General features: G+C 69.9%; 14 protein-coding genes and 1 tRNA gene. 3 read left to right on the top strand and 12 right to left on the bottom strand.

The annotated features are described in order from the left end of the window. The first annotated feature begins 102 nt into the window (after positions 1-102). Positions 103-678 carry a DUF1707 SHOCT-like domain-containing protein gene (locus tag IG99_RS13850; protein ID WP_037673482.1) on the top strand — a complete coding sequence of 192 codons (576 nt, stop codon included), beginning with the start codon at positions 103-105 and terminating at the stop codon, positions 676-678. 81 nt (positions 679-759) lie between these two features. On the opposite strand, the gene yjfF is transcribed toward IG99_RS13850, so the two are convergent. The 5 genes from yjfF to IG99_RS13825 all read right to left on the bottom strand — a co-directional run bounded on the left by yjfF (position 760) and on the right by IG99_RS13825 (position 6,720). Further along, positions 760-1,782 (bottom strand): galactofuranose ABC transporter, permease protein YjfF, encoded by a 1,023-nt coding sequence (yjfF, locus tag IG99_RS13845; RefSeq protein WP_037673479.1) that lies wholly within the window; start codon positions 1,780-1,782, stop codon positions 760-762. Then, on the bottom strand, positions 1,782-2,915 hold the full coding sequence (locus IG99_RS13840; protein ID WP_037673477.1) for an ABC transporter permease: 1,134 nt from the start codon (positions 2,913-2,915) through the stop codon (positions 1,782-1,784). Before IG99_RS13840 ends, yjfF begins: the two co-directional genes overlap by 1 nt. Beyond that, on the bottom strand, positions 2,912-4,450 hold the full coding sequence (locus IG99_RS13835; RefSeq protein WP_037673476.1) for a sugar ABC transporter ATP-binding protein: 1,539 nt from the start codon (positions 4,448-4,450) through the stop codon (positions 2,912-2,914). The genes IG99_RS13840 and IG99_RS13835 overlap by 4 nt, the downstream gene beginning before the upstream one ends. A gap of 99 nt (positions 4,451-4,549) precedes the next feature. Then, positions 4,550-5,557: an ABC transporter substrate-binding protein gene (locus IG99_RS13830; RefSeq protein WP_037673475.1), complete on the bottom strand. Its 1,008-nt coding sequence runs from the start codon at positions 5,555-5,557 to the stop codon at positions 4,550-4,552. A 134-nt stretch (positions 5,558-5,691) separates the two neighbouring features. Further along, the gene (locus tag IG99_RS13825; protein ID WP_037673592.1) at positions 5,692-6,720 is read right to left on the bottom strand and encodes a LacI family DNA-binding transcriptional regulator; all 1,029 of its coding nucleotides are present in this window, start codon (positions 6,718-6,720) and stop codon (positions 5,692-5,694) included. Between the two features lie 471 nt (positions 6,721-7,191). On the opposite strand from IG99_RS13825, the gene IG99_RS13820 reads away from it, so the two are divergent. Continuing rightward, positions 7,192-7,752: a snapalysin family zinc-dependent metalloprotease gene (locus IG99_RS13820; RefSeq protein WP_037673474.1), complete on the top strand. Its 561-nt coding sequence runs from the start codon at positions 7,192-7,194 to the stop codon at positions 7,750-7,752. Between the two features lie 62 nt (positions 7,753-7,814). Further along, positions 7,815-8,741, top strand: coding sequence for an alkaline phosphatase family protein (locus IG99_RS13815; RefSeq protein ID WP_037673473.1), 927 nt, complete (start codon positions 7,815-7,817; stop codon positions 8,739-8,741). A gap of 60 nt (positions 8,742-8,801) precedes the next feature. On the opposite strand, the gene IG99_RS13810 is transcribed toward IG99_RS13815, so the two are convergent. The 7 genes from IG99_RS13810 to IG99_RS13780 form a co-directional block, all read right to left on the bottom strand. Beyond that, positions 8,802-8,875 (bottom strand) — tRNA-Pro (locus IG99_RS13810). Between the two features lie 81 nt (positions 8,876-8,956). Then, positions 8,957-9,316, bottom strand: a complete 360-nt coding sequence (locus IG99_RS13805; RefSeq protein ID WP_037673472.1) for an MmcQ/YjbR family DNA-binding protein — start codon at positions 9,314-9,316, stop codon at positions 8,957-8,959. Between the two features lie 30 nt (positions 9,317-9,346). Then, a complete protein-coding gene (locus IG99_RS13800; RefSeq protein ID WP_037673589.1) occupies positions 9,347-9,865 on the bottom strand; it encodes a GNAT family N-acetyltransferase in 519 nt (172 codons plus the stop codon). Positions 9,866-9,867: 2 nt separating this feature from the next. Beyond that, positions 9,868-10,446, bottom strand: a complete 579-nt coding sequence (locus IG99_RS13795) for a helix-turn-helix domain-containing protein (protein WP_037673470.1) — start codon at positions 10,444-10,446, stop codon at positions 9,868-9,870. Between the two features lie 48 nt (positions 10,447-10,494). Next, on the bottom strand, positions 10,495-11,859 hold the full coding sequence (locus IG99_RS13790; protein WP_234311843.1) for a B12-binding domain-containing radical SAM protein: 1,365 nt from the start codon (positions 11,857-11,859) through the stop codon (positions 10,495-10,497). Positions 11,860-11,917: 58 nt separating this feature from the next. Then, positions 11,918-12,820 carry a LysR family transcriptional regulator gene (locus IG99_RS13785; protein ID WP_037673466.1) on the bottom strand — a complete coding sequence of 301 codons (903 nt, stop codon included), beginning with the start codon at positions 12,818-12,820 and terminating at the stop codon, positions 11,918-11,920. A 31-nt stretch (positions 12,821-12,851) separates the two neighbouring features. Continuing rightward, positions 12,852-14,051 (bottom strand): glycine C-acetyltransferase, encoded by a 1,200-nt coding sequence (locus IG99_RS13780; protein WP_037673464.1) that lies wholly within the window; start codon positions 14,049-14,051, stop codon positions 12,852-12,854. Positions 14,052-14,084 lie beyond the last annotated feature (33 nt).

Below are 14,084 nucleotides of genomic sequence, written 5' to 3'. Positions count from 1 at the left end.
CCCACGCCCCGGGCGCCGCTTTTTGCCAACCAGACCTTCGTGATGACGAGTTGAGCCGAACTCGATCACAGACCGGCACTCGGGACGTGCGAGAATCCGCGCGTGACCGAGGAAATAGGGGATTTTGAACGGGGGCTGCTCGCCTCGGACGACGAGCGGGACCAGGCGGCCGAGCGGGTCCGTGACGCGCTCGGCTCCGGTCGGATCGAGATGGCCGAGCTCGACCAGCGGCTCACCGGGATCTACCAGGCGAAGACCCGCGGGGAACTGCAGCTCGCGACCCGCGGTCTCCCCCGGCCCGGTCACCGGGACGCGCTCGTGGTGGACCGCCCGCCGTCGTCCCGTTTCGCGTTGGCGATGTTCGGGGGATTCCATCGCCGAGGCGAGTGGGTCGTCCCGCCCAGGTTCACCGCCTGGTCGATGTTCGGCGGCGGCCGCCTCGACCTGAGCGAGGCCCGCTTCACCGGCAAGGAGACGCGGGTCCTCGCCGTCGCTCTCTGGGGCGGTACCCAGATCGTGGTTCCCGACGATGTCGAGGTCCAGGTCAAGGGCTTGGGTCTCTTCGGTCTGTTCGGCAAGCGCGGGGCCCACCGGGCGAGGACGGGCGCCCCACGCATCGTCATCAGCGGCCTCGCCCGGTGGGGCGCCGTCGTCACCAAGAGCAGGCCGATGCGCTGAACGCCGAAGCGGCCCGTCGCACGGCACGCGGGGGGCGTGTCTCGTGCGACGGGCCGCTCGGGCGGTGACCGGGACGACGGCTCAGGTCTTCTTGCGGGCCGTCATCGCGCGCTGGATGAGGATGAAGGCGCACAGCAGCACACCCGTGGCGATCTTCGTCCACCAGGAGCTGAGCGTGCCCTCGAACTGGATGATGCTCTTGATCAGGCCCAGGACGAGAACGCCGAACAGGGTACCCACGACATAGCCGGAGCCGCCCGTCAGCAGCGTGCCGCCGATGACGACCGCGGCGATCGCGTCGAGCTCCATGCCGGTCGCGTGCAGCGGGTCACCGGACTGGATGTACAGGGTGAACAGCAGACCGGCCAGCGCCGAGCAGAATCCGCTCACCGTGTACACGGCGATCTTCGTGCCGCCCTGCGGCAGACCCATCAGCATCGCCGACTGCTCGTTGCCTCCGATGGCGTACACCCGGCGCCCGAAGCGCGTGTAGTGCAGCACGTAGAACGCCCCCGCGAGGACGACCAGGGCGATCACGGCCCCGACCGACAGGAAACCCGCCCCGAGCGACACCTGGGTCTGGGCGAGGCTGCTCACGGTGGAGTCGCCGATGGAGATCGACTCCTTGCTGATGACCAGGCACAGTCCGCGGAAGAGGAAGAGGCCGGCGAGGGTGACGATGAAGGGCTGGATCTCGAAGTTGTGGATCACGTAGCCCATCAGGAAGCCGCCGAACGCGCCCACGCCCAGCGCGATGGGGACGACCACGACGAGGGGCAGCCCCTGGCGCTCCACCAGCCATGCCGTCAGCATGGTGGTGAAGCCGATCAGGGACCCCACCGACAGGTCGATCCCGCCGGACAGGATGACGAACGTGGCACCGACGGCGGCGACCAGCAGGTAGCTGTTGTCGATGAACAGGTTCATGAAGACCTGCGGTTCGGCGAACCCGTAGTTCACGTACCGGCTCAGTCCCGCCACGTACATCACGAGGAAGAGCAGCGCCGTCACCAGGACGGGCAGCCGCCGGTCGCCGAGCAGACGCGCGGCCCTGGACGGCGTACGGCTGTCCGTGGCGGCGGGGGGCTGGGTGGTCGTGGTCATCACGACACCTCCATCTGGGGAGCGGCCTCGGTCGTCGCGGCGGTCTCCGACGGAGCCGCGGCCGGCTTGCCGCCGTCCTTGGCGCCGGGGGTGGAGCCGGACTTGGGCCCGAACCTGGCGCCGAACTTCGCGCCGAAGACCTTGGCACGGAACTTCGGGGACTGCAGCAGGCAGACGACGATGACGACGGCGGCCTTGAAGACCAGGTTGGTCTGGGTGGGCACGCCGATGGTGTAGATCGTGGTGGTCAGGGTCTGGATGACGAGGGCGCCGACGACCGTGCCGCCGATGGAGAACCGGCCGCCCAGCAGCGAGGTACCGCCGATCACCACGGCGAGGATCGCGTCGAGCTCGATCCACAGGCCGGCGTTGTTGCCGTCCGCGGCCGAGGTGTTGGAGCTGATCATCAGGCCCGCGATGCCCGCGCACAGGGCGCAGAACACGTACACCATGATCTTGATTCGCCGGGACCTGATGCCCACCAGGCGGCTGGCCTCGGCGTTGCCGCCGACCGACTCGACGAGCAGACCGAGGGCCGTCTTCCGGGTCAGCGCGACGGTGATGGCGACGACCACGGCGACCACGAAGATGGAGAAGGGCAGCGTCAGCCAGTAGCCGCCGCCGATCAGCTTGTACGGCTCGCTGTTGATGGTGATGATCTGGCCGTCGGTGATCAGCTGGGCGACACCGCGTCCGGCGACCATGATGATCAGCGTGGCGATGATCGGCTGGATGCCCATCCTGGCGACGAGGAAGCCGTTCCAGAGGCCGCAGACGACCGCGGCCAGCAGTCCGATGCCCATGGCGAGCAGCACGCCGGAGAGGGCGCTCTGGTCGGCCTGGTCACTGATGTACGAGCAGGCGAGGGCTCCGGTGATGGCGACCACCGCGCCGACGGAGAGATCGATGCCGCCGGTGGCGATGACCAGGGTCATGCCGACCGCCACCAGGATCAGGGGCGAGCCGAACAGCACGATCGAGACGAGGCTGCCGTAGAGGTGGCCGCCGGTCATCTTGATCGAGAAGAAGTCGGGTGTGAAGGGAACGTTGACGAGCAGCAGGAGGACCAGCACCGCTGTCGGCCAGAACAGGTGGTGGTGCGTCAGCGCTCGCCATCGGGACGGGGTGCTCACTCGTGTTCTCCGCTCGCGATGGTCTCCAGAATCCGGCTGGGGGTGATCTCGGGGCCGTTGGCGATCTGCGCCACCAGCCGGCGGTCGCGCAGCACTCCGATGGTGTGGCTGAGCCGGAGTACCTCCTCCAGCTCGGCCGCGATGTACAGGACGGACATGCCGTCCTCGGAGAGGGAGACCACCAGCTTCTGGATCTCGGCCTTGGCGCCGACGTCGATACCGCGTGTCGGCTCGTCCAGGATGAGGAGCTTCGGCTGGGTGATCAGCCAGCGGGCGAGCAGAACCTTCTGCTGGTTGCCGCCGCTGAGCTGGCCGACGCGGGCCTCGGGGTTGGCGGGGCGGATGTCCAGCGCCTTGATGTACTTGGCGACCAGTTCGTCCCGCTGGGACGCCGGGATCGGGCGGGTCCAGCCGCGGGCCGCCTGCAGCGCGAGGATGATGTTCTCACGCACCGTGAGGTCCGGCACCAGGCCCTCGGTCTTGCGGTTCTCCGAGCAGAACGCGACGCCGGCGCCGATGGCGTCGTTCGGGGCGCTCATCGACACCTGCTTGCCGCCGATCGTCACCTTGCCGCTGTCCGGCTGATCCGCTCCGAAGAGCAGCCGGGCGAGTTCGGTACGGCCGGAGCCCAGAAGGCCCGCCAGACCGACGACTTCGCCCTTCTTGATCTCCAGGTCGAACGGGTCGATGGCACCGACCCTGCCGAGCCCCTCGGCGTGCAGCAGCGACTCGCCGACATCGGCCCGCAGCTGCTGGTCGTGGAGCTCCTCCAGCTGGTCGAGCTCCTTGCCGATCATCAGCTGGACCAGGCCGACCTGGTCGAGGTCGGCGACCATGTGCTCACCGACGAGGGTGCCGTTGCGCAGCACGGTCATCCGGTCGCAGACCTCGTAGATCTGGTCGAGGAAGTGCGAGACGAACAGGATCGCCACGCCCTCGTCCTTCAACTGCCGCATCAGGCGGAACAGTTCCTGGACCTCGCCGCGGTCGAGGCTGGACGTCGGCTCGTCGAGGACCAGCACTTTGGTGCCGGATCCTCCGCCGAGGTTGTCGCCGGTGCTCACCGACCGCACGATCGCGACCAGTTGCTGAACGGCCAGCGGGTACGAGGACAGGGGGGCGGTCACGTCGATGTCGAGGCCCAGCCGGTCGACCAACTCCGCCGCCTCGCGGCGCAGGCGCTTCCACTGGATGCGGCCGGCGCGGGTCGGTTCGCGTCCGATGAAGATGTTCTCCGCCACCGAGAGGTTGGGGCAGAGGTTCACCTCCTGGTAGACCGTGCTGATCCCGGCCTGCTGCGCCTGCAGCGGGCTGCCGAACAGCACGGACTTCCCGTCGAGGGTGATGGTGCCGCCGTCGAGGGAGTAGACGCCCGTCAGCACCTTGATGAGGGTGGACTTCCCCGCACCGTTCTCGCCCATCAGGGCGTGGATCTCCCCGGGGAAGAGCCGGAAGTCGACGCCCGACAGAGCCCGTACCCCCGAAAATTCTTTGACAATGCCCGTCATCTCCAGGACGGGCCGCGGCTCTGCCATGGCAGCGCTCCTCATGAAATGGGTTCAGGCCCGCGGGGAGCCACCTGGACCGAGGCGTTCTCGGTCGGCCGGAGGCTCCCTGCCGGTGGGTGCGGTCGGTCAGTACTTGCGGCTGGGGAGCGCGGCCTTCGCCTGGTCCTGCATGAAGTCGCCCTCCTTGGTCTTGATCCAGCGCTCGACCGGCTCGCCGTTCTTGACCTTCTTCACGACGTCCATCAGCTGGGGGCCGAGCAGCGGGTTGCACTCGACGATGGCGTTGATCTTGCCCTCGGACATGGCGACGAAGCCGTCCTTCACACCGTCGATCGAGACGATGAGGATGTCCTTGCCGGGCTTCTTGCCGGCCGCCTCGATGGACTGGATGGCGCCGATGGCCATGTCGTCGTTGTGCGCGAAGAGGACGTTGATGTCCGGGTTGGACTGCAGGAAGGCCGCCATGACCTGCTTGCCGCCGGCGCGGGTGAAGTCACCGGTCTGGCTGACGACGATCTTCCAGTCGTCCTTGTGTGAGGCGTCCATGACCTCCTTGAAGCCCTTGGCGCGCTCGATCGCGGGGGCGGCACCGGTGGTGCCCTCCAGCTGGGCGATCTTCACGGCGCCCTTGTGGCCGGCCTTCTCCAGGACCTTCTCGAGGATCTTGGCCGCGCGCCGGCCCTCGTCCGTGAAGTCGGAGCCCACCAGGGTCACGTACAGGGACTGGTCGGAGGTCTCGACGGAGCGGTCGGTCAGGACGACCGGGATGTTCTTGGCCTTGGCCTCCTTGAGCACCGCGTCCCAGCCGGTGACGACCACCGGGGAGAAGGCGATGACGTCCACCTTCTGCGCGATGTAGCTGCGGATCGCGGAGATCTGGTTCTCCTGCTTCTGCTGGGCGTCGGAGAACTTGAGGTTGTAGCCGGCCTCCTTGGCGGCCGACTTCACCGAGTCGGTGTTGGCGCTGCGCCAGCCGCTCTCCGAGCCGACCTGGGAGAAGCCGAGGGTGATGGTCTTGCTGCCACCGCCCCCGGAGGTACCGGTGGAGGCCTTGTCCTCCTTGGCGCAGGCCGCGAGTCCGCCCGCAGCCGCAACGCCGACCGCCGCAGTGAGGAAGTTCCTTCTGTTGAGCATGTTTCTTCTCCTTTGAAGAGCCGGGCCCGGGATGGACCAGGTACTCGTGGGACCGGCCGCACTGCGTCCAGCCTGTCGATCATTGTTCGAGATATCGACCGTACGGGTGTGTAAGACCAACGGTCCGTATCACGTCAGGTGGGGGGCGCCCCCGGTTGCGGGGCTCGTTGTGCCGTCTGCGGGAAGGTGCTGGCGCGGACGACGAGTTGGGGTTCGATGGCGATGCGGGGGGTCTGGGAGATCTCCCTGCCCTCGATGAGGTCGAGGAGCAGGGCGATGCTGTGCTTGCCCACGGCCGAGAAGTCCTGCCGGACCGTGGTGAGCGGAGGTGCGAAGAACTCCGACTCCGGGATGTCGTCGAAGCCGACCACCGCCACGTCCTCCGGAGTCCGTACCCCCGCCTCCCGCAGGGCTCTCAACACCCCCAGTGCCATTTGGTCGTTGGCGACGAAGACCGCGGTCAGTCCCCGTCCCACCCAGCCTGCCAGTTCCTGGCCGGCACGATAGCCCGACAGCGGGCTCCAGTCTCCCCTCAGCAGCAACGGCGGTTCGATGCCGTCCGCTTCGAGCGTGGCCCGCCAGCCGGCCGCCCGGTCGGCGGCCTCCTGCCAGTCCTCGGGTCCGGCGAGGTGCCAGACCGTGCGGTGCCCGGCCGCCAGCAGGTGTGCCGTGGCCAGCCGTGCGCCCAGGTGTTGGTCCACCGTGACGCAGGGGGTGTCCACGCCGAGCCCGCTCCCCACGACCACCGCCGGGAACGGATGACGCAGTCCGGCGAGGGCCTCGACCGCCGACCGCTGGGGGGCGATGGCGACGACTCCCTCCACCCCGCCGTCTCCGAGGTGGTCCAGCGCCTCGGAGAGGGTGTCGACGGTCAGCTTTCGCAGGCTGACCGTGGAGACGAGGTAGCCCTGGGCCCGTGCAGCCTCCTCCAGCGCGAAGAGGGTGCTGGCCGGGCCGTAGAGGGTGGTGTCGGAGGCGACCACACCCAGGGTGCGGGTGCGTCGGGTGGCCAGGGCTCGGGCGGAGGAGTTGCGACGATAGCCCATCTCCTCGATGGCCCGCAGCACTTTCACCCTGGTCTCGTCCCGGACGTTGGGGTGGTCGCCCAGCACCCGGGACACGGTCTGGTGGGACACGCCCGCCAGTCGCGCGACGTCGGCCATGGTGGGCCGCCGAAGCCGCACCGGCGCCACTGCGGCACCTCCACGGCGGTCGTCCGCGGTTGAGGCCGACTCGGCCGGGAGGGGGAACGGGGGCCTTACGGTCACGACGGTCACACCTCCTCGGATGTCGTCGGCTGCCGACTGATGAATGCGGACGTCATTGTGAGCGCTAACAATTCATGGCGGTCAAGAGTGTTGCAACGGGAAGTCGTCACGGTTGAATAACGCGCCACGAGAGCGGGGTTGAAGACGCCAACCCGTTACGGGGTCACCATTCCCCCGAGACAAAGCCCCCGGCCAAAAGGGGTTGACGCGCCTGGAGCGCGACTCTATCTTCGGCAACGAAACTTCGAACTGTGTACGAAATATCGAATGTTGGCGTTGTTCGCGGACGCCAGGAAGGAACATCCGCGCCCCGCCTGCGGATAATGTCATGAGCACGACCCCCCTGCCCCCACGAGGAGGTCGATCATGCACGTCCGTACGCTGACCGGCGGCCTGGCCGCGGTCCTGATGGTGTCCCTGCCCCTGACGGGCGGCCAGGCCGTGGCCGCTCCCCCTGACGTGGCAGGCGCCCCCGTCGCCGCCCGGGTCCTCACCTACGACGCCGGCGGCTCCGCGGAGTTCAGGAGCGCGGTCGACCGGGGCGCGGCGATCTGGAACGAGAGTGTCGACGCCGTCGAGCTGCGGCCGGCCGCCGCCGGGCAACGCGCGAACATCCGGGTACTCGCGGACAACGGCTGGCCGCGTGCCCTGCCCACGACTCCGGGCAACGGAACCGTCTACATCGGGCGCCAGGCCGTCGACCAGGGCTACGACACGGTCCGTATCTCCGCCCACGAACTCGGGCACATCCTGGGTCTGCCCGACCGCAAGCCCGGCCCGTGCTCGAGCCTGATGTCCGGCTCCAGCGCGGGCACCGCGTGCACCAACCCCTATCCGAACGCGGCCGAGAAGGCGGAGGTCGAGGGGAACTTCGACGGCGGTATCGTCGGGCGGGCACCGGCGGCGGCCGGGTTGATCGTGGACTGAGACGTGCACCTTGCCGGCGGCACAGCGGCGGTGCCGGGGCCGTGTGCCTCTATAGTTCCGCCATGTCCCGCGCGCATCACCGCCGCCCGCACGGCAAGGTGCTCGTCGTCGGTATGGACGGGCTGCGCTACGACCGGCTGATCCGCTCGCCGTCCGTCGCGCCCGTCCTGCACGGCCTCATGGCCTCGGGCGCCCACGGCACCAGCCTGTTGCCCTACGGCGAGGCGGACGGGCAGGCCGACCACGGGCCGACGACCAGCATGGCCTACACCGACTCCGGGCCCGGCTGGTCGAGCGTGCTCACCGGGGTGTGGCCCGACCGGCACGGCGTGAGGGGCAACGACTTCACCGGAGCCGACTACCTCCGGTACCCCGACTTCCTCACCCGCGCGGCCACCCTCCGGCCCGGTCTGCGCACCGCGGCCGCGGTGTCCTGGGCGGAACTGGTACGCCGCGGCACGCTCGGCTCCGCCATCGGCCACCTGGTGCACCACGACGGCGACCGCGACGGCTACGGTCCCTCGGACGCCCTCGTCGCCGACCACGCCTTGCGCCGGCTCACCGAGGACGACCCGGACGCCGTGTTCGTGTACTTCGGCGCCACCGACGAGGCCGGTCACGACACAGGGCCCCTCAGTCCCGCCTACGACCGGGCTCTGCGGGACCAGGACGCCCACCTGGGCCGCCTCCTGGAAGCGGTGGAAGCCCGCCGCTCCCGTCCCGGCCGCACCGACGAGCACTGGACCGTGCTGGTCACCACGGACCACGGCCATCTCGACTCCGGCGGTCACGGCGGCGACACGCGTGCCGAGCGGGAGGTCTTCGTCATCCTCGCCGAACCCGGGACGCCGGCCGGCACCCGCCTGGACGATCCCCGGCTCGTCGACATAGCCCCCACGGTCCTGGACCGCCTGGGCATCGGCCTCGACCCCGAGTGGCAGTTGTCAGGCCGAGTACTGCCCCGGAACTCCATCGCGCCGCGCCGCTGAGAATCGAGCCATACGAAAAGGGCCCCCACGGGCTCTCGCCCACGAAGACCCTTCGCACCGTCGGGACGACAGGATTTGAACCTGCGACCCCTTGACCCCCAGTCAAGTGCGCTACCAAGCTGCGCCACGTCCCGTTGCCCGTCTGACCTGGGGTTTCCCCTGGCCGAGCGCGCATGGAAACAATACCGCACTCGGCTCGGTGATCGCGCACCGGTTTATTCCGCGGTCGGCAGGCCCAGCTCGGGGTAGGCGTCGAGGAGGCGGGGCGGGGCCGCCTGGCGCCAGGAGTCGGCGAGGATGTCACGCAGCTCCGCCTCGTCCTCGACGGCGACGAGGCGAACCCGCACCCAGGCGAACTGCGCCTCGTGGTCGGCGATCCAGAACTTCTCCGGCTCGGCGAGGACCAGTTCGTCGCGCTCCTCCTTCGGGCAGCGCACGGCGATGGAGGTCTCCTCCTCGGGCAAGGTGGCGAACATCTTCCCCGCGACCCGGAACGTGGGCATGCTCCATGCCTCCTTCTCCGTGGTGTCCGGCAGGGAGAGGGCGACTCTGCGTACGTCTTCGGCATCGGGCATGACACGCACCGTAGCCGTTGCCACTGACAATCACCGGGTGATGGACTTGTAGTAGAGCGTCGTCGGCCGCAGCACCCCGTCGGGGCTCGCCGCGTAGTCGGGGATCTCCCCCGCCCGGGTCCATCCGGCGGAGCGGTAGAGCCGTTCGGCGGGGCTGTCGGACTCGGTGTCCAGGTGCAGGAGGGTTCGGCCGGCCGCGGCGGCGAACTCCTCGGCGGTGGTCAGGAGCCGACGACCGAGACCGAGTCCGCGGGCGCCGCGGTGCACCATCAGCTTGACGACTTCGGCGCGGTGACGGCTGTTGGGCTTGTCGGGGAAGGCCAGGCTGACGGTACCGACCAGCCGGTCGTCGAATCGGGCCACCCACACCGCGAGGTCACCCGCGGCCACGGCGGCAGCGCGCTCCTTCCACCAGGCGACGGCCACCGCGCGGTCGAGCGGCGCGAGGAACCCGACCGAGGCGCCGCCGTGGACGGTATCGGTCAGCAGGTCCGCCAATTCCTCCGCGAGCAGGCGCACTTGGAGTGCGTCGACCGATCGAACGGTCACGGTCACGGCAGCACCACCGCCAGCACGTACCGCGCCTCCCCCTCACCCGCACACCGGAACCGCGTCGGCCCCCACACCCGCAGCCGCAGGCAGTCGCCCGCGTCCAGGGTGTGCTCGACGTCCTGTGCCGTGACGGCGAGGGAGCCGGCCAGCACCCAGATGTGCTGTTCCAGGCCGGGCACGGGCGGTCGGTCGTAGACGAGGTCGGCGCCCGGGGCGAGCCGTCCCTCGACGAGTTCGCCGCGCAGCCCGGGATGCGGAGGGGACACGGACCGCCGCAGGAAGCCGGAGGCCCGGTCCTCCCACACCTGCTGGTCGGCGGCGCGCACCAGCGGCGCCGGCTCCGCCTCCACCTCGCTGAGCAACCGCGACATGGTCCGTCCGTAGACCGCGCACAGGCGGTTGAGCAGGGAGGCCGTGGGGCTGATCTCCGCGCGCTCGGCCCGGGAGAGGGTCGACCGGCTGACGCCGCTGCGCTCCGCCAACTCTCCCAGGGACCAGCCGCGTTCGGCCCGCAGCTCGGCCAGGCGGGCGCCGAGCCGGGTGTCGACGGGGTCCGGAGCGGACACATTCTGTTTCATATTCGGGATGTTATCCCGCATTCGAGACGCAAGAGGGAGTGTTTCCGGTCACTCACGGCCCCCGAAAGCCGCCAGGGTGCGTTCCAGCGCGGGCAGCGCCCGCACCACGCGCTTCGAGCGGATCAGGAGGTCCCAGGCCGGCTCGAACTTCTTCCAGCCGCCCGCGTACGCGAGGTGCCGCAGCCGCTCGGGCCGGCCTGGCTGGGCCGCCGAGCCGCGCCAGATGTTCGACCAGCGGTAGAAGTCGCGGTAGGCCCGCCAGTAGCCGTCCTCCAGCTGACGGGGGGTCATCCCCTTGGGGCGGTGCACGACATGCCGGGTGTCGTAGAGGTCCCAGTCGCGGTGCACGATGCGGTCCTCGGCCTCCAGCTGCTTCCACAGACCGGTCGACGGGTACGGCGTCATGATGTGGAAGGTCGCCGTCTCGATGCCCTGCTCGACGGCCCACTCCACCGTCCGGTCGAAGACGTCCGGACCGTCCTGGTCGAGGCCGAAGACGAAGCTGGCGTTGACCATGACGCCGGCGTCGTGCAGGCGCCGTACCGCCGCCGCGTAGTCGGTGCCGATGTTCTGGTTCTTGCGGCGCTCGGCGAGGTTGGCGTCGTTGACGGTCTCGAAGCCGACGAAGAGGCTGCGCAGTCCCGCCTCCACGGCCCGTTCCAACAGGTCCGGCCTCAGTACGGAGCTGACCGTGCCCGCCGCCTGCCACAGCCGCCCCGACCCCTTCATGCCGTCGAACAGGGACTGAGCGAAACGACGGTTGCCGAAGAGGTGGTCGTCGAGGAAGTAGAGATGGCGGCCGGGCAGGCGGTCGATCTCGGAGAGGGCGTCGTCGACGGCCTGCGTGTAGAAGGACTTGCCACCCTCGAAGAAGGCGTCCTTGTAGCAGAAGTCGCAGTGGTGCGGGCAACCGCGCGAGACCACGATCGAGTTGGGGACGAGATAGAGGTGACGCTTGATCAGGTCTCGGCGCACCGGCGGGAGTCCGGCCAGGGTGCGCCGCGTCGAGTCGTAGCGGCGGGCGGGGACGCCGTCGCGGAAGTCCTTGAGGAACAGGGGCCAGGTGTCCTCTCCGGGGCCGGTGAAGATCGTGTCGGCGTGGGCCGCGGCCTCGTCGGGGAGGGAGGTGACGTGCAGGCCGCCCATGGCCACGTGGACCCCCCCCCGGGCGCGGAAGTGGTCGGCTATCTCGTAGCTGCGGCGGGCGGAGGTGATGTAGGGCTGGATCACCAGGAGCTCAGGGGCCGGAAGGGCCTCCAGATCGACGCGCTCCACGTGTTCGTCGTGGAGGGTGACCTCGTCGTCGGGGTCCAGGTAGCCGGCCAGGGTCGCCAGGCCCAGGGGCGGGAACAGCGAGTACTTGATGGGCCGGAACAGCGGGCCGGTCGCCTCGGTCAGGGCCGGAAGGATCATCGTCACACGCATGCAAACCCAGACAGCGCGCGCGGGGTGGCCGGTTCCCGCCCCCCTCCTATCCCTCGGCGGCTTCGCGCAGCGCAGCGAGGACGGGCTGGATCAGGGGATGCTGCTCCGCTCCGCGCCGGATGGCCGCGAAGACCCGCCGGGTGGGAGCGACGCCGTCGACCGGGCGGACGACCACGCCGGTCAGGTCCATGCCGTGCAGCGCCGACCGCGGCACGAGCGCCACCCCCGCGTCGGCCGATGCCAGGGCCACCACGGCGCGGAAGTCGTCCGAGGAGTGCTCGAGGCGTGGCTGGAAACCGGCGCTCTCACAGGCCAGCACCACCACGTCGTGACAGGGGTTACCGGGGTACGGCCCGATCCACGCGTCCTTCGCCAGCTGGGCGAGCGGTACCTCGGCCGCGTCGGCCAGTCGGTGGGTGACCGGGACGACCGCGTCGAAGGGCTCGGCGTACAGCGGTACGTGGGTGAGGCGGGGGTCGTCGGCGGGTGGGGCGCCGCGGTACTCGACGGCGACCGCGACGTCGACCTGCCGGTCGAGGACCATGGGCAGGCTGGCGTCGCCCTCGGCGTCCTGGACGCGCAGCCGGATGCCGGGCGAGGTCTCGGCGAGGCGGGCCACGGCGGGTGCGACGACCAGCGCGATGCCGGTCGCGAAGGAGGCGACGGTGACCGTGCCGGCCGCGCCCGAGCTGTACGCGGCCAGCTCGGCCTCGGCCCGCTCCAGCTGGGCCAGGACCGCGTGGGTGTGGCTGAGCAGGATCTCGCCGGCCGGGGTGAGCCGTACGCCCTTCGCGCCGCGCTCCACCAGACGGTGGCCGGTCTCCTGCTCCAGGGCGGTCAGCTGCTGCGACACGGCCGACGGGGTGAGGTAGAGCGCGGCGGCAGCGGCCGTCACCGTGCGGTGGTCCGCCACCGCACGGAGGATGTGGAGCCGCCGCGCTTCGATCACGGGGCCGATTCTCCCAGGTATGCGGGGGTGCTCAGGCCTCCAGCTCGGCCCGCGCCGCCACGAACGCGTCCACCGCGCGGTTGACGTCGTCGGTGGAGTGCGCGGCCGACAGCTGCACGCGGATACGGGCCTGCCCCTGCGGCACCACCGGGTAGGAGAAGCCGATCACGTAGACCCCGCGCTCCAGCAGCAGCTCGGCCATCCGGCCCGCCTTGGACGCGTCACCGATCATCACCGGTGCGATGGCGTGGTCGCCGGGCAGGATGTCGAAGCCCTCCTCGGTCATCCGGCGGCGGAACAGCGCGGTGTTCTCGGCGAGCCGTACGCGCAGGTCGTCGGCCGACTCGAGCAGGTCGAGCACCTTCAGGGAGGCCGCGGCGATCACCGGGGCGAGGGTGTTGGAGAAGAGGTACGGCCGGGAGCGCTGGCGCAGCAGGGCGACGATCTCGGCGCGGGCGGCGACGTAACCGCCGGAGGCGCCGCCGAGGGCCTTGCCGAGGGTGCCGGTGATGATGTCGACGCGGTCCATCACGCCGTGCAGCTCGGGGGTGCCGCGGCCGCCGGGGCCGACGAAGCCGACGGCGTGGGAGTCGTCGACCATGACCATGGCGTCGTGGCGGTCGGCGAGGTCGCAGATCTCGGCGAGCGGGGCGACATAGCCGTCCATGGAGAAGACGCCGTCGGTGACGATCAGCTTGCGGCGCGCACCGCCCTCGTCGGCCTCCTTCAACTGCCTTTCCAGGTCGGCCAGATCACGGTTGGCGTAGCGGAAGCGGCGGGCCTTGGACAGACGGATCCCGTCGATGATCGACGCGTGGTTGAGGGCGTCGGAGATCACCGCGTCCTCCGGGCCGAGCAGCGTCTCGAAGACGCCGCCGTTGGCGTCGAAGCAGGAGGAGTACAGGATCGTGTCCTCCTGGCCGAGGAAGGCGGACAGCCGCGCCTCCAGCTCCTTGTGCACCTCCTGCGTACCGCAGATGAAGCGCACGGACGCCATGCCGTAGCCCCAGCGGTCGAGGGCCTCGTGGGCGGCGGCGATCACCTCGGGGTGGTCGGCGAGACCGAGGTAGTTGTTGGCACAGAAGTTGAGCACCTCGCCGGGGCGGCCGCCCGCGGTGACGGCGACGGTCGCCGACTGTGGGGTGCCGATGACGCGTTCGGGCTTGTGCAGACCGGCGGCGCGGATCTCGTCGAGGGTGGCGCGCAGGTCGTCGCGGACGGAGTCGAACATCGGGAAGCTCCTAAAGGGACTGAAACGAAAGGA

The sequence above is a fragment of the Streptomyces griseus subsp. griseus genome (assembly GCF_000720255.1).
Lineage (GTDB): Bacteria > Actinomycetota > Actinomycetes > Streptomycetales > Streptomycetaceae > Streptomyces > Streptomyces griseus_I.
This window is presented reverse-complemented; position numbering and strand designations above follow the sequence as displayed.